The organism is Mesorhizobium sp. J428, assembly GCF_024699925.1.
Taxonomy (GTDB): Bacteria; Pseudomonadota; Alphaproteobacteria; order Rhizobiales; family Rhizobiaceae; genus Mesorhizobium_A.
Genome location: NZ_JAJOMX010000001.1, coordinates 184,217 through 201,284, shown reverse-complemented (window position 1 = coordinate 201,284; position 17,068 = coordinate 184,217). Strand labels below are relative to the sequence as shown.

The window sequence follows — 17,068 nt, the reverse complement described above, 5'->3', positions numbered from 1 at the left end:
CTTGGGTGCGCGTTCGCATGAAGCCTGAGACGGTGAGCGGGCATGCCTGTTCCCGTGATTACTCCACGAACACCCTAACGCTCGCAGCTCGCCCCGCCGCGTCGATCACGGTCAGCGTCTGCTGGCCGGCGCCGTCGGGTTGCCAGCGGGCGGTGCGGCGGCGTTCGGCTTCGGGCCAGGGCTTGCCGTTCGACAGCCAGCGGAACGGCGCGCGGCCGCCCTGGAGTTTCAGCACCAGCGGCGAGAAGCCGTCGCTGCCGTCGGCGAGCGAGACGCGGGCGCCCTGAGGCGGGAAGACGATCTGGGGAGCAGCATCGGCGACACCGCGCAGCTTCGTCTCCGATGCGGTGCTCTCGAAGCGGCGCAGCGTGACGGGCAGTTCGGAAAAAGCCTGGCGCAGCGCGCCGGTCGGGGCGCGGGGCAGCGGCGTGACGGGCAGACCGGATTTCACGAAGGCGTCGAAGAGAAGGGGGCTGCGGTGCCGAAGCCGGAGATGCCGGGCACGGCGGACCCGTCTGCCCGGCCGACCCAGACGCCCAGCACATGGCGACCGTCGAAGCCGATCGCCCAGGCGTCGCGGTAGCCGTAGCTGGTGCCGGTCTTGTAGGCGATGCCGCGCTGGGTGGCGCCCTTCGGCGGATTGACGCCCGACAGGATGTCGGCGATCTGCCACGCGGCGATGGCCGGCAGGATCTGCGCCCGGCGCGGCGTTTCGCCTTCCTTGCGCGGACGGTTGGAGAGCGTCGTCGCCTGGCCGCGATTGGAGAGGCCGGTGTAGAGCTGGACCAGATCGCGCAAGGTGAGCCCGATGCCGCCGAGGCCGATCGCCAGACCCGCCGCCTTGCCGCTCGGCATTTTCGCACTGATGCCGGCGTCACGGAAGCGCGCCATCAGGCGGTGCGGTCCGACGGCGTCGAGCAGGCGGATGGCCGGCACGTTGAGCGACATCTGCAGGGCTGCGCGGATCGACACGTCTCCCTGATATTCCATGTCGAAGTTGCGCGGCCGATAGCCGGCGAAATTGGCCGGCCGGTCCTCGATTACGGTCTGCTGCGCAATGCGGCCATCCTCGAAGGCGAGACCATAGATGAAGGGCTTCAGCGTCGACCCCGGCGAGCGCACGGCGCGGGTCATGTCGACATAGCCCTGGCGGGCGCGGTCGAGATAGGAGGCCGAGCCGACCTCGCCGAGGATCTCTCCCGTCTGCGCATCGGCCATCACCATCGCCACGGAGAGCTTCGGGCCGAGCGTGCGGGCGGCGGCGTTCGCAGCCGTCTCCAACCCCTGCTGCACGGGGCGGGACAAGGTCACGACGTGGCGGCGCTCGTTCGGCTCGGTGCGCTTCACCGTTTCGGCGAGATGCGGCGCGAGCGAGGGCAGGGCCTGGCGGACGGAGGGCATGGGCTCGAGCCCTGCCAGCCTCGCCTCGCCTTCGCCGACGATTCCGGCCTCGACTGCACGGGCAAGCACGCGAGCGCGGGCGGCTTTCGCGGCTTCGAGGTTGCGGTCAGGGCGGCGCAGTTCAGGCAGCTGCGGGATCGCGACCAGCAGGGCGGATTCGGCGAGCGTCAGCCGGCGCGGCTCCTTGCCGAACCAGGCAAGCGAGGCGGCGCGAATGCCTTCGAGATTGCCGCCATAGGGCGCGAGCGTCAGGTAGAGGCGCAGGATCTCGTCCTTCGACAGCCGCCGCTCAATCTGGACCGCGCGGGCGATCTGCATGACCTTGGCGGTGATCGAGCGGCGTTCGCGCGGCTCGATCAGGCGGGCGAGCTGCATGGAGAGCGTCGAACCGCCGGAAATGATGCGGCCATTGGCGGCGAACTGGACCGCGGCGCGGGCGAGCGCCCTGAGATCGACGCCGGAATGCTCGCGGAAGCGCCGGTCCTCGAAGGCAGTGAGCATGTCGACGAAACGCCGGTCGACATCGGCCATATCGGGCTCCAGCCGCCACCGGCCTTCCCTGGTGGCGAAGGCGCGCAGCAGCAGGCCGTCGCGGTCGACCACTTCGGCCGAACGCTCCATCGCCGCTTCCAGCGGCGGCGGGTAGGCTTTGTCGAGGCGGTCGAGGCCGAATGCGCAGGCCACCGCCAGGGCACAGGCCCCGGCGGCGGCATAGAGCGTTCGGCGCAGGCGGCGCGTCATTGCGCTGCCAGCACCTGCATGCGGCCGGTCGCGGTGCGCGCCGAGAACTGCGGACGGTACATGTCCTCCACCGTCGCGGCCGGGTGCGCATAGTCGCCCGGGGTCACGGCACGCACGACGTAGGCGAGGTTGAACTCGCGGTCGGACGAGCCGTCGCGGTTGAACGCGGCGATGAAGCGGTCGTTGCGGAACTCGACATGGGCCGGCTCGATGTCGCCCAGCCAGTCGAAGTTGACGAGCGCGGCACTGCCGACGATCGACGGATTGTCGATCTGGAAGCCTGCCGGTAGCAGGTCGCTGACCAGCACGCGCGACGGCCACGAGTTCTTCTCCGTGACCTTCAGCACCACGACGTAGCGCTCGTTCTGCGCCGCCTCGGTGATGTTCGCCTCCTCGCCGTCGAGCGTGTAGTACGTGCGCTCGATGGCGAAGCCGTCGCCGCCAGCCGGAAGCGGATCGAGGGGAGCCGCGACCGTCGTCAGCACCGCCTCCAAGGGCTCGTTCGACGCGTTGGAGATGACGACGGGCGCCGCGTCGAGGTCGTCGGAGGTCTTGCGCACCGAGAAGTTGCCGGTGTGCGGCTGGCCGTTGACGTTCAGCCGGATGTCGTTGCTGCCGGCCTTGATGGCGCGGGCGGCAAGCAGCATCCAGGCTTCCTCCTGCGTGGAGGTCCAGCGCGACTGGTTGCGCTCCTGTGAGACGAGCTGGACCATGGACGGGATCAGCGCCGGCGCCGGGCGGGATTCGGCGGCGAGCGCCAGCATTGCGGCGCCGTCACGCAGTGCCGAGCCGTAGTCGGAGCGGTCGAGCGACTTGCCCTCGGTTGCCTGCGCCAGCTGGAAGGCCGAACCGAAGGCGGCTTCCGAGCGGATGGCGTCGCCGTAGAGCGCGAGGCCGGCCGCAAGGTGGGCACGCGCCAGCGGCGTGCGGAACTGGCCGATCTGCGTGTCGGAATAGTAGCGCAGGTCGCCGACCGAGGCCTTCTTGTTGCGGGCGAGCACGTAGAGCGCATAGGCGATCTCGTTGCCCTTCTCCTCGATGTTGACGTCGTAGGAGAGCGCGTTCTGGAGATTGCGCAGCGCCTGGTCGATGCCTTCGGACGGCACGTCGTATTTCTGCTCCCGCGCGCGGGTCAGGAAGTCTGTGACGTAGGAGTCGAGCCAGAGGTCGCCGTAGCCGGGGCCCCAGAGGCCGAACGAGCCGGACGACGACTGGTAGGACAGGACGCGCACGATGGCATCCTGCACGCGCTTGCGCACGTCCGGATCGTCCTCCATGCCGGCCTCCGCCGACAGTTCGGACAGGTAGAGCAGCGGCAGCGCGCGGCTCGTTGTCTGCTCGGCGCAGCCATAGGGGTAGCGGTCGAGCGTCATCAGCATGGCCGGGATGTCGAGCGCGGCCGAGCGGGAGACGCCGACCGAGACGGTTGCGCCCTGCCGGACGCTCTCGGCCAGCAGACCGCCGTCGACGGTGATGCTGCCAGTGTTCGGGGCGAGTGTGACGACGTGGCGCGTCGTGACCGGCAGCACGGCCGGACGGACCGGGGCCGACAGGGCCTGCTCGACCGTCAGGCCGCTCGCATGGGTGAGCGACACGTCGATCGTGGCGAATTCCGCGTCGCCGGCGACGAGCGGCACGGTGACGGTCTGACTCTTGCCGGCGGCAAGGTTCAGCGTTTCGTCGCCGCCGTCGAGGATCAGGCCGGTGCCCTTGAGGGCGAGCTTGTAGTCGCCGGCCGGGCCATCCGTGTTGGCGATGTCGAGCCTGAGCTCCGCCCGGTCGCCTGGCGTGAGGAACTTCGGCATCGAGGCCGTCACCACGACGGGATCGCGGATGATGACGTCGGCCTGGGCGCGGCCGAGTGCCGAGCCCGACCAGGCGACCGCCATGACGCGGGCCGTGCCGTTGAACTGCGGGATGTCGAAGGAGACCGAGGCGCGGCCGTCGGGTCCGACCTCGACGATGCCGGAGAAGAAGGCGACCAGCTTCTCCGTCGGCGGGTTGCCGGTGGTCTGCATGCCGCCGTCGCCGCCGGTGCGCAGCCGGCCCGCCGCCCCCAGCGAACCGTCGATCAGCCGGCCGTAGATGTCACGCATCTCGATGCCGAGCTTGCGCTGGCCGTAATACCACTTGCCAGCATCGGGCGGCGTGTAGGAGGTGAGGTTGAGGATGCCGACGTCGACGGCCGCGACCGTGACATAGGCCTTCTCGCCGGCCGGCACGTTGGAGAGCGCGACCGGGATGACCAGCGGACCGCGCGGCTCCATCTTCTGCGGCGTTTCGAGCGAGACGCCGATGGTGCGCGAGGCCGGGTCGACCTGCAGCCATTTGAGGCCGATGGCGCGCATCGGCATGCGCGATTCCTGAGCATCGCCCGGCCGGTAGAGCGCGGCCGTGACATACGCCCCGGCACCCCAGTCGGCGCTGACGGGGATGTCGACGGTCGTGCCGCCTTCCGGCACGGTCGCGGTGTAGGTGGCGAGCAGCCGGTCGGCGCCGACTGTCACCAGCACCTCGCCCGCGAAGCGCGAGGAGATGTTGAGGCGCGCGGTTTCGCCCGGCGCGTAGGCCGGCTTGTCGAGCGCGACCTCGAGGCCGTCGGGCGTCTCGGTCGAGGTGGCGGAGACATACCAGCCGGCGTCGAACTCGACGCTGGTGGCAGGCCCCGACGCGTCTGGCGCGGTGATCTCGAGGCGGTAGCGGCCCCAGTTGACGGGAAGCGCCAGTGAGGCTTCCTCGCCTGCCTTCGCGTTGAGCTTGCCGTCGGCAACCTTCGTGGTGAAGGTCACCGGCTCGTAGGCCCAGGCGTCGTTCGAGCGATACCACTGATAGTTCCGTTCGACCTTGACCAGCGACCAGTCCATGCCGGCGAGATCCTGGCGTTCGCCTTCGGGGTTCACGGCGATGATCTTGAAATTGGCGGTCGAGCCTTCGGGTGCCGAGTCGCCCTCGAATTCCGGCTTGATGCCGATGACGGGCCCGTCGCCGCGGATGCCGAGATCGAGCTTGCGCTCGACGGCACGGCCGCCGCCCTCGCGCATCCGCACGACCACTTCGCCGACGAGCAGCCGGGTGGTCGAGGGAACTTCGTCGACCGTCACCTCGAAGGAGGCCTTGCCGTCCTCGTCCGTGAGCGGAAGTTCGTCGAGATCGACGCGCGTCGACTGCTCGTCGTCGCCTTCCTCGTCGGCGAGGCCGAACTGGAAGCCGGCAAAGCCGTCCCTTTCGCGGGTGGTCGAGACATTGACCTCGCCCTCCATCGACAGGCCGGCAGCGGGCGCGCCGTAGAGATAGCGGCCGTCGATGTCGATCGTGGCGGGCTCGCCAACCGCGACCTCTTCCTGCTCGCTCGACATGTCGAACTCGATCCGATCGGGCGTGAAGTCCTCGACCAGGAAGGAGATTTCCGACAGCGGCGAGGCCTTGGGATCGGTGTAGACGCGCGCGGTCCAGGTGCCGCGCATGGCGTTGTCGGTCAGCGCGAGTGCGGCGTGATGGCCGCCGAGCTCGGCGCCGGTCGTGACCTCGCGGCTGTTCTCGACGCCGTCGGGGCGGGAGAAGATGACCGTGAGCGGGAGGTCCGCGATGGCCTTGGCGCGGTCGTCGCGGGCGAGTGCCTGCACGTGGACGGTCTCGCCGGCGCGGTAGATGCCGCGCTCGGTCCAGGCGTAGACGTCGATGGCGCCGGGCGTCTCGCGGCCTTCGACGCCGCGATCGGACAGGTCGAAGCCGGCACGCGTCATGTCGAGGAAGACGAAATCTTCGGCGGCCTGCGCGGCGACGAGGGCAGGGGTCAGCCCGCCTTCGCCGCGCACCAGGCCCGGCGTGAAGGTGGCGCGGCCTTCCGCATCCGTGGTCGCCTTGCCGAGGACCTCGTTGTTGCGGGCGAGCAGCTGCAGCTCGACGTTCGCCAGCGGCTTGGCGGTGGAGAGCGAGCGGGCGAAGACGGTCAGCCCGTCCTCGCCGGTATAGGTGGCGAGCCCGATGTCGGAGACGACAAACCACTGCGTTGCCTTGGTCGACCAGTCGTCCTCGTCCACGCCCTTCACCGGCTCGGCGACGAGGACGTAGACGCCGGGCTTGCGCTCGGGCAGGGCCTCGTCGACCGGGAAGGAGGTGGTGACCTCCTCGTTCAGCTTCGACTGGATGTCGATCGTGCCGGACCAGATCGGCTCGCCGGTCTCGTCGGCGATGCGCTGGGCGTCATAGCCGTCCATCTGGCGCAGGAAGCGCTCGTTGGAGATCGCGTCCGCCAGGCCGCGGTCGCCGATGCGGTAGAGCGACAGCTTGGCCGACTGCGCATTGACGGTGACGAGCGGGATGCCGCGGCGCGCGGTCGACGGCAGGACGAAGTTCTCGCCTGTGAAGCGGGCCGACGGTGCACGGTCGCGGATGTAGACGTTGAGCGTGACGGGGCGCTCGATCACCTCGCCGATCGCGGCCGGCAGGCCCTGGCGCACGCTGATCGTGTAGTTCTTGCCATGCTCCAGGCCCTCGGCGCAGATCTCGCGGTCGCCGGGCACGATGGCCGGCTTGTCCTGGCCGTCGACGGTGACGAAGTTGGCGTAGTCGACGCCCGACTTCACCAGCGCCTCGGAGAACTGGACGCAGACGCGCGGTGTGCGGTTGTCGGAATCAATGGTGTGGTCGACGACGCGGAAGCCGTATTTTTCGTAGAGACTATCGAAGGCGGACTGCACGCCCGCATCGGCCACGAACGCGAGGCTCGCCTTGTAGGCTTCGAGCGCGGGACGCGGGTTGCTGCGTGCCTCCAGCGCCCTCGCCAGCGTGGCGAGCGCCTGGGCGCGGCTCGCGGTGGTGCGGGTCAACTGGTAGGCGACGACGCCGGCCGAGGTGGCGTTCTGGCGCCAGGTCCAGGAATCGTTCTGGTTCAGCGAGACGATGCCCATTGCGGCGTCGGTCAGGCCGAGCCACAGAGCCGGATCGGTCTTGGAGATGGAAATTGCGGCGGCCCATGCGGCGGCGGCTCCGCGCGGATCGCCGCCGGCAGCCATGTTCTGGGCGCTCTCGACGAGGCCGGCGAGGCCGCGCTCCGGCGGCTGGGTGGCGCTTTCGATGCCGGCACGGTAGCGGACGGCCTCATCGAGCATATAGGCCGGCACGAAGGAGAGCGCTTCCGCCGCGCCGATGTCGGGATCGGAAGAGCGGGTGACGACCTTGCCGGCGACCGCGCCCGCGAAGGCGTTGAGCTTGTTGTAGTCGGACTTCAGGAAACACCACTTCACCTTCGTGTTGTAGGTGAAGGCCCGGCACTGCGAATCGCCGAGGCAGGCCGCCTCGCACTGGTCAAGCGGGACGTTCTGGACGGTGCGCAGGTCGAAGCCGAAATAGTCGGAGTTCTGGCTCCTTTCGATCGACCGGGTGTCCATCTGCGCCGCGGCGCCGCCCGCAAGACCCGCGATCAGACCGATCGCCGCGAAGGCGCGCGCCAGAAATCTCTTCGCCATGTGATGCTCCCCCGAAGTGGAATGCGGTCGGTGCGTCCGGTGCATCATGATGCGTCCGGGCCGATCCTTGGGCTTTCAGTTCCAGTTACGTAAGCTTTTCCAGAATCGTGGCGGGATTCTGTTGGGAATAACAAAATCTTAATGAACGTGTCCAAGGCGTGAGCCTCCCTGGGGCGCATTCAATTTGCCGCTGCTTCCGACCGCGTGTTAAGCACCCTTTGTATCCGCCCCGTGCCGTCCCGGCGAGCATGGATAACAAAAGCTCTCGACGTACACCGCAATTTTAACGATTGGAGCTAGGGTCCCGGCCATGTTGTGTTGCGTAGCGAGAGTGCGGAGGGCCGGCGCGTTGGCGCGCGATGGCCTGCGCCTGTCGCTGGCGGCGAGCATTCTGGCGCTTGCGGCCGCCGCACCCGCGCCGGCGCAGGCCTTCGAGCTTTTCGGCATGAAGCTGTTCGGTGGCAAGGACGAGGACGCCGACATCGTCGACCCCGTCCACTACACGGTCAGCCTCGACCTCAGCCAGGCCGACGAATCCATCCACAGCCGGCTCGAAAAGGCCTCGACGCTGGTGGCCGACGAGGAGCGGCCGGTGTCGGGTTCGCTCGGTATCCTCGCCAAGGCGCGCAACGAACGCGAGCTCTTGGTGGCCGCACTCTATCAGGAGGCGCGCTACGACGGCACGGTCGAGATCACCATCGACGGGCGCTCGCTCGATACGCTGGAACCGGACGCGGTGTTCGACACGTCGCGGCCGGTGCCGATCACGGTGGCGGTCCGTTCCGGAGACAAGTTCACGCTCGGCGACGTCGTCGTGCGCGGCGATGTCGGCGGCATTTCGCCGGAGAGCTTCGGCCTGGTGACCGGCGGCGACGCCAGTTCGACCGCGATCCTGCGGGCCGAGACCCAGATCATCCGCGCGCTGAAGGAAGAGGGCAGGCCGCTCGCGGCCGTGGCGGACCGCGAGGTGATCGCCGACCATGCGACCAAGACGCTCGACGTGATGATGGCCTTTGCGTCGGGGCCGATCGCACAATTCGGCGACACGCTTGTCGACGGCACAGAGGCGGTCGATGCGGAATTCACCGCCTATATGGCCGACATCGAGCGCGGCAAGACCTACTCGCCGGAGGACGTCGAGGAGGCGCGGGAGCGGCTCCTGGCGCTCGGCGTGTTCGATTCCGTGACGGTGAGGGAGCAGGACAAACTGGCTGCCGACGGCTCGATCCCGGTCGACGTGAGGGTGAGCGAGCGCAAGTTCCGCTATTTCGGCGTCGGCGCGACGGTGTCCAGCACGGACGGCGCGGGCATCGAGGGCTATTGGGGCCACCGCAACCTGTTCGGGCGCGCCGAGAAGCTGAGGCTGGAAGGCTCGATCAGCCGGATCGGCGAGACGGCCGACTATAAGGACCTCGACTACAAGGCGGCGCTGCTGTTCGAGAAGCCGGGGCTGGTCGGGCCTGCATCGAAGTTCACCTACGACATCAAGCTCGTGTCGGAGCACCCTGAAGCCTACGACCGCTTCTCGTTCTCGACGGGTGCCGGCATTTCCTACGAGATCACGAAGAAGCAGACGCTGTCGGGCCAGCTTCGCGTCGAATACACCGACATCAGCTACGAGCCGCTGCATCCGGACGGCAAGAAATACCTGCTGATCTCGACGCCGATCGAATATGTCTATGACGCGCGCGACGACAAGCTCAATCCGAAGAAGGGCTGGCGGGCGCTTGCCTATGTCGAGCCGACCTACGACGCCCTGTCGGGCGCGACCTTCGTCAAGCTCAAGGGCGAGGGCTCGGTCTACCAGGCGCTGGACGGCAACGGACGCGTCGTCGCGGCGGGGCGCGCCGCGCTCGGTTCGATCGTCGGCGCTTCGCTGAGCGACATCCCTGCCGACCGGCGCTTCTATTCCGGCGGCGGCGGCTCCGTGCGCGGCTATGCCTATCAGGCGATCGGCCCACGCGTGCCGGACCCCGCGAATCCGAACAAGTTCCTGCCGACCGGCGGGCGCTCGTATGCCGAAGCGTCGGCGGAGCTGCGCGTGCAGGTCACCGAGAGCTTCGGCGTGGTGCCGTTCATCGACGCCGGCACGGTGTCGGAAGACCAGTTCCCCGACTTCAGCGACGTGCGCGTCGGCGCAGGCGTCGGCGTGCGCTATATCACTCCGTTCGGACCGCTGCGCGTCGACGCGGCCGTGCCGCTCAACCGGCGTCCCGGTGACGCCTCATTCGGTATATATGCGGGAATCGGTCAGGCATTCTGATCCGAGAGCCGATTCCCGGAGGGGTCAATTGCCGCGCAGCCTGCGGATCATTCGAAACGTCATCCTGACGCTTCTGGCCATCGTGCTCGTGGCTGTCGGCCTGCTGACGCTGACGCCGCCCGGCCGCGGCATGCTGGCGTCCATCGCGTCGAGCCTCGCCTCGGGCGAGGGACGCACGGTGACGATTTCGGGCATACGCGGCATCTGGACGGGACCGCTTTCGGTCGACGCCGTGACCGTGGAGGACGCCAACGGCCCCTGGCTTGCGCTGCGCGATCTCAGCACCGACATTTCCTATCTCGACCTGATCTCGATGAAGGTCAGCGCCGACACACTGCGTGTCGGCCGCATCGAGGTCGCGCGGCGACCTCTGCCCGCACCTGTGTCCAACGATAGCTCGACCGGCTCCTTCCAGCTTCCGGTCGACATCGACATCCGCAGGATCGACCTGCCGGAAATCGCGCTTGGTGCCGACCTGGCAGGCGAGGCAGCGACGCTGAGTGCGACGTCCAAGGTCGTCGCGACGGCCTCGCCGCTCAGGATCGAGACGCGGGCGCAAGTCGCGCGCACCGACCAGCGGCAGGGCGACCTCGATCTGTCGCTCGTCTTCGCGCCGGATGAAAACCGGCTGGACGTGAAGGTCGAGGGGCACGAACCCCAGGGCGGCGTTGTCGCCAACCTGCTCAGACTGCCGGGCGCGCCGCCCGTGTCGATCGCGATCGAGGGCAGCGGCCCGGCCTCCGACTGGCGCGGCCAGGGCGCCGTGGCCGTCAACGAGGCGGTCGCGGCGAAGTTCACCGGCCGGCACCAGTTCGTCGAGGGCGGCAGCCGCATCGAGCTCAATGCGGATGGAGAATTCGCGCAGTTCCTGCCGGAAATCGTCCGCACGCTGGGAGAGGGGCAGTCGAATATCAGCTTCGCGGGCACGCTGAAGACCGACGGAGCCATCGCCATCGAGCAGGCCTCGATCGCCTCGTCGGCTCTGACCGGCAACGCGTCCGGCAGCCTGGATCCGCAAGGCGTGAGCGACCTCACCTTCAACATCCAGGCAAGAGGCGAGCCGGTTGCGCTGTCCTTCAGCGAGGGAGAGAACCTCGTCTCGGTGGCGATCCGCAGCGCCGAGGGCAGCATCGCGGGAACCGGTGCGAAGCCGAGCCTCGATGCCACCGTCTCGCTTGCCTCGCTGGTCCATCCGCAGGCGACCCTGCGCGACATCGGAGTTGATCTTTCATCGCCCGGCTTCGACCTGGCCACCCGCACCGGACCCGTGATGGTGCGCGGCCGGGTTGGGGCGGCCGAAACCCTCATCGCTCCGCTCGTGCCGTTCCTGGTGGGCCAGATCGCACTGGCGGCCGACACCGAGATCGGGGCCGACGCAATCGACGTGCGCGCGGCATCGCTCGAAAACGACGTGCTCAAGGCTTCCGTCGCCGGAACGCTTTCCCGTGTCGACGGCCAGGCTCGGTTCGACCTGAACGCCGATGTCGCGCGTTCCGCGCTGCCTCAGGGGGCACATGCGGTGCTGGGCGAACGCGTTACGCTTGCCGGCCGCATCACGCGTGACGCCGACCGGGCGATCGATGCCTCCGGCCTCAAGGTGGCGTCCGGGCCGCTGACGACCGAGGGGTCGATCCGCATTGCCGACGGCAAGGTTACCGCCGATCTCGATGGCGCACTTTCCGACCTGTCGCGGCTCGCGGCCGACGTTGCCGGCGCCGTGTCCTTCGAGTTGTCTGCCAGCGGGCCGCTGTTCGGGCCCGATCTCTCCGTGACGCTGTCGAGCGAGCGGATCGAGAGCGGTGGCCGCGCCATCACAGGGCTGCAACTGAAGGCGTCGGGCAAGGCGGACATGGTAAATCCCGCGGCCGATGTCAGCCTGTCGGGCAAGGTCGGCGACGAGACGCTCACCGGCAGCGCGAAACTGTCGAGTGCGGCGGGCCGGCGCACGCTCTCGGGCCTCAACATCTCGCTGGGGCAGAACCGCATCAGCGGAGACCTCGACCTCGACGACGCCTTCCTGCCCAAGGGCAGCATCGCCTTCGAACTGCCGGACATCGCGCCGCTGGCCGCCCTTGCGCTGCAGCAGGTGTCGGGCAGCGCGTCGGGCAATATCACCTTCGATACGGGCGCAGCAGGCCCGTCAGCTCGTATCGATGCAAGGGTGCCCTCCTTCTCCCGCGACACGGTGAGCGGCAAGGACATTTCGATCGAGGCGCAGATCGCCAACTACGTCGCGGCGCCTGCCGTGTCCGGCCGCATCCGCGCGGGCGCGGTCAATGCGGGCGCTGCGATCACCGCGGTCGACGTGACGCTGTCGCGCGACGGGGTGTGGACGGCCTTCGACGGCGGCGCGACCGTCAACGACATTCCGGCCAAGGCTACCGGCCGTGCCAAATACGAAAACGGCGAGGCGACGGTGGAGCTTACGCGCGGCGGTGCGACGGTGCAGGGCGTGGCGGCGACGATCGCGAAGCCTTCGACCATCGTGAACGCGGGCGGCGTGACGCGGATCACCAACCTGGCGCTGGGGCTTTCGGGCGGCACGGCGACGATCAACGGCACGGCGGTCGATGCGCTCGACCTCAACGTGCAACTCGCGGGCGTTCCCGCCTCGATGGCAAACGGCTTCTCGCCGGGGCTGGGCGCTGCCGGAACGGTGTCCGGAACCGTGCGCGTGACCGGCGCACCGGCTGCGCCGTCGATCGGCTACGACCTGCGCCTGGCAGGCGCGGAGACGAGCCAGACCCGCTCGGCCGGGTTCGGCGCAATGACGATCGCCTCGACCGGCACCTTCGCCGGCGGCACGCTGCGGTTCCAGGCCAATGTCGGCGAGGGCGGCGGCCTGTCTATGATGGGCGGCGGCACGGTGCAGACCGGCGGCTCGCGCGCGCTCGACGTGAACTTCGCCGGCCGGGTGCCGTTCGGCTTTCTTACCCGCCGTCTGGCCGCGCAGGGGCTGGCGCTCGACGGGGCGGCGGACATCTCGCTCGCCGTCACAGGCTCGACCAGTTCGCCGGTGATCGGCGGCACGGTGCGGACGTCCGGCGCGCGCTTCGTCGACGCGGGCTCTGGGATCGCCATCGACGGCATCAATGCCGACATCGCGCTCGGTGCGGGCCGCGCAACCTTGCGAAGCTTCACCGGGACTATCTCGACCGGCGGCTCGGTTTCGGCCAGCGGCACAGTCGGTCTCGACGCGGCGGCGGGCTTCCCGGCCGACCTGTCGGTGAAGGTGACAGACGGGCGCTACACCGACGGCCGCGTGGTGACGGCCAACTTCGGCGGCGACATCGCGGTCAAGGGGCCGCTCACCTCCGCGCCGACGCTGGGCGGCACGATCAATCTCGGGCGCACCGTCATCACCATCCCGGAGAAGCTGTCGCCGTCGCTGTCGCGCCTCAACGTCCAGCATCGCAATGCGAGCGGCGAGGTGAAGGCGCAGGCCGAGGCGCTGAAGCCGGCAACCTCCTCCGGCGGAGGCGGCGGGCTGATGCTCGATCTGTCGGTCAATGCACCGAACCAGCTGTTCGTGCAGGGCAGGGGCCTCAATGCGGAACTCGGCGGGACGATCAAGCTGACCGGTCCGGCCTCGTCGCCGTCGGCGACTGGCCTGTTCACGCTGAGGCGCGGCCGTCTCGGCATCCTTGGCCGGCGGCTGGATTTCTCGGAAGGCTCGATCGGCTTCTCGGGCTCGCTCGTGCCGACCCTCGACTTCACCGCGACGTCTGCGGTCAACAGCGCGACCACCACGGTCACCGTGAGCGGCGAAGCGACCAACCCGAAGTTCAGCTTCTCGTCGTCCAGCTCGATGCCGGAGGACGAGGTGCTGGCACAGCTCGTCTTCGGCCGCGCCATGGGCAGCCTGTCGGCGGTCCAGATCGCACAGCTCGCCCAGGCGGCGGCCGTGCTCGCCGGCGTCGGCGGCTCGACCTCGCTGCTCGACAACCTGCAGGGTCAGCTCGGGGTCGACGACATCGACGTGAAGACCGACGAGGAGACGGGCGACACGTCCGTTTCGGTCGGCAAATATCTCAACGACCGGACTTATCTCTCGATCGAGAAAGGCTCGCAGCCGGGATCGGGCAAGGCGGCGATCGACCTCAATGTAGGCCGCGGCGTGAAGCTGCGCGGCGAGGCGACGGACAGCGGCGAGACAAAGGGCGGCATCTTCTTCGAGCGCGAATACTAACCGCTCGCCGTGCCCGGCGCCCGATTGTTAAAAAAGTCTGATTTTCGCCGCGATTGCAAAAATAGCGTCAATATTGTCGCAATCGCGCCTTCTCTCCCTCACGTCCCGTTGCAGACTGTCATCCAACTTTCGCGCCTGTCGCCCTTTTTGACAAAGGTGGCCGGATGCGGAATGCTCAACGGCAGAACGCCACTCAATGCTCAATGGGAGAGTCAACATGACAATGTAGGAGCAATGGTGACCGGGTTCCCGATCACATTGTTAAGATGGCGAAATCGGTTCGGGAAAGCGGCGTCGATCGTCGCGAATTCCTGGCGCTCGCCAGCGCGTTCGGCGCATCGACCGCAATGGCCTACGGCATGATCGGGCTGGCCGCGCCCACGCCCGCCGTCGCGCAGGAGCCCAAGAAGGGCGGCGTGCTCAAGGTCGCGATGTGGATCAAGGACCCGAAGGATCCGCGCACGGCCGACTGGTCGGAGATCGCCAATGCCGAGCGCCAGACGCTCGAGCCGCTGGTGAAATACACCAAGGACTACACGTTCGAGCCCTACCTGCTGGAGAGCTGGGAGGTGAACGACGACGCCACCGAGTACACGCTCAAGGTCCGTCCGGGCGTGACTTGGACCAATGGCGACGCGTTCAACGCCGATGACGTGATCTACAATTTCACGCGCTGGGCCGACAAGTCGGCCGAGGGCAACTCGATGCCGGGACGCCTGGGCACGATCGTCGACGAGGCCACGGGCAAGCTGCGCGAGGGCTCGCTGACCAAGGTCGACGACATGACCGTGAAGATCAGCCTGACCAAGCCCGACATCGCGCTCATCCCGAGCCTGTGCGACTATCCGGCGCTGATCGTTCACCGCTCCTTCGACGAGACGGGCGCGAACTTCGCCAAGGACCCGATCGGCACCGGCCCCTTCCAGCTCGTCTCCTACGATGTCGGCCAGAAGGTGGTCTACAAGCGCCGCGAGGATGGCAAGTGGTGGGGCGGCGAGGCCTATCTAGACGGCGTCGAGTTCATCGACTACGGCACTGACCCGTCGGCGATGGTGTCGGCCTTCGAGGCCGGCGAAGTGCACACCAACCACGAGACCTCGGCCGACTACGTGTCGATCCTCGAGGGCGTTGGCTGCGTCACGTCGGAAGTCGTCACCGCCTCCACGATCGTGGCGCGCACCAACGTCGCCAACAAGCCTTACGACGACCAGAAGGTACGCCAGGCGCTGCAGCTCGCGGTCGACAATGCGATCGTGCTGCAGCTCGGCTACGGCAATGCCGGCACGCCGGCCGAAAACCACCACGTCTGCCCCATCCATCCCGAATATGTCGAGCTGCCGAAGGTGGCGCGCGATCCGGCGAAGGCGAAGGCGCTGCTGGCCGAGGCCGGCCAGGCCGACTACGAGCACGACCTGATCACGGTCGACGAGGACTGGCACAAGAACACCGGCGACGCGATCGCCGCGCAGCTGCGCGAGGCCGGCATCAAGGTCAAGCGCACGGTTCTGCCGGGCTCGACCTTCTGGAACGACTGGACGAAGTATCCGTACTCGATGACGAACTGGAACATGCGCCCGCTGGGCATCCAGGTCGTCGCCATCGCCTATCGCACCGGCGAGGCGTGGAACGAGGCGGCCTACTCGAATCCCGATCTCGACGCCAAGATCGGCGAGGCGCTGGGCATCGCAGATGCCGAGAAGCGCAAGGTCGCCATGAAGGACATCGAGCAGATCATCCAGGACTCGGGCATCCTTATCCAGCCCTACTGGCGCAAGCTCTACAATTCGTCGGTGCCGGCCGTGAAGAACCACGGCATGCATCCGACCTTCGAGCACGACTACGGAAAAGTCTGGCTGGAAGAAGCCTGACCATCGCAGGAAAATCGGGAGGGGCGCGTGCGCCCCTCCTACGTTTCGACGGGTGACTTCGTGACCCCAACCTAGATGGCAGGGGCTTGCATGTTTGCATTCATCATCAGGCGACTCGGCACCATGGTCATCACCATGCTCTGCCTGACCATGGTCGTCTTCTACATGGTCAATCTCGAGCCGAACCTGAGAAAGCTGTCGATCAGCCAGCTCGACATGCGCTCGTCGGACGAGCACATCGAGCAGTGGCTGGTGAAGAACGGGTTCCGCGAGAACTTCTTCGTTCGCTACGGCCAATGGCTGGGCGTGGTGAAGCGCGTGCCGGAGGTCGATACGGCAACCGGGCGCCCGGTGTTGCGCTACAAGGCCTGCCAGCAGCCAGCTGAGCCCTATTATGGTGGCATCCTGCAGGGCGATTTCGGCTGTTCGACCAAGTTCAAGACCACCGTCGCGGCCAAGCTGTGGCCGGCGCTCGGCGCCACCGGCGTGCTGATGTTCTGGGTGATGGTGACGATGGTGCCGATCTCGCTCATGATCGGCATCCTTGCCGGCATGCGTGAAGGGTCTAGGACGGACCGGACGCTGTCGGTGCTGTCGATCGCGACCACCGCCACACCCGAATACGTCTCGGGCGTCATCTTCACCGTCATCTTCGCCTCCTGGCTGGGCTGGCTGAACGGCTCCGCCGCGTCCGCGACCTCGCAGGGTGTCAATTTCTACAACTTCACGCTGCCGGTGATGACGATGGCGGTCTACGGCATCGGCTATATTGCGAGAATGACCCGGGCCTCGATGGTCGAGGTGATGACGCAACAATATATCCGCACGGCGCGGCTGAAGGGGCTGAGCTTCAGGACGGTCATCATCAAGCATGCGCTGCGCAACGCGCTCATCGCGCCGTTCACCGTGATCATGCTGCAGTTCCCGTGGTTGCTCACCGGCGTCGTCATCGTCGAGACGATGTTCCGCTACCAGGGTTTCGGTTTCACGCTGGTCGAGGCCGCCGGCAACAACGACATCGACCTCTTGCTCGGCTGCTCGCTCGTCTCCGTGTTCGTCGTGCTGTTCACGCAGCTCATCTCGGACATCGGCTACGCCTATCTCAATCCGCGCATCCGCGTGCAGTAAGGGGGACGCA

General features: G+C 67.7%; 5 protein-coding genes and 1 pseudogene. 4 read left to right on the top strand and 2 right to left on the bottom strand.

The window, feature by feature from the left end:
* Positions 1-58 precede the first annotated feature (58 nt).
* Positions 59-2,142, bottom strand: a pseudogene (gene pbpC / locus LRS09_RS00975) (penicillin-binding protein 1C).
* Positions 2,139-7,610: an alpha-2-macroglobulin family protein gene (locus LRS09_RS00970; protein WP_257803708.1), complete on the bottom strand. Its 5,472-nt coding sequence runs from the start codon at positions 7,608-7,610 to the stop codon at positions 2,139-2,141. The pseudogene pbpC and the gene LRS09_RS00970 overlap by 4 nt, the downstream one beginning before the upstream one ends.
* 349 nt (positions 7,611-7,959) lie before the next feature.
* Here LRS09_RS00970 and LRS09_RS00965 point away from each other — a divergent pair, with 349 nt between their 5' ends.
* From LRS09_RS00965 to LRS09_RS00950, 4 genes are all read left to right on the top strand, one after another.
* The gene (locus LRS09_RS00965) at positions 7,960-9,873 is read left to right on the top strand and encodes an autotransporter assembly complex family protein (protein WP_308240262.1); all 1,914 of its coding nucleotides are present in this window, start codon (positions 7,960-7,962) and stop codon (positions 9,871-9,873) included.
* Between the two features lie 28 nt (positions 9,874-9,901).
* Positions 9,902-14,062: a translocation/assembly module TamB domain-containing protein gene (locus LRS09_RS00960; protein WP_257803706.1), complete on the top strand. Its 4,161-nt coding sequence runs from the start codon at positions 9,902-9,904 to the stop codon at positions 14,060-14,062.
* 266 nt (positions 14,063-14,328) lie between these two features.
* Positions 14,329-15,930 (top strand): ABC transporter substrate-binding protein, encoded by a 1,602-nt coding sequence (locus tag LRS09_RS00955; protein ID WP_257803705.1) that lies wholly within the window; start codon positions 14,329-14,331, stop codon positions 15,928-15,930.
* A gap of 90 nt (positions 15,931-16,020) precedes the next feature.
* Positions 16,021-17,058, top strand: a complete 1,038-nt coding sequence (locus LRS09_RS00950) for an ABC transporter permease (RefSeq protein WP_257803704.1) — start codon at positions 16,021-16,023, stop codon at positions 17,056-17,058.
* The last annotated feature ends 10 nt before the right edge of the window (positions 17,059-17,068 follow it).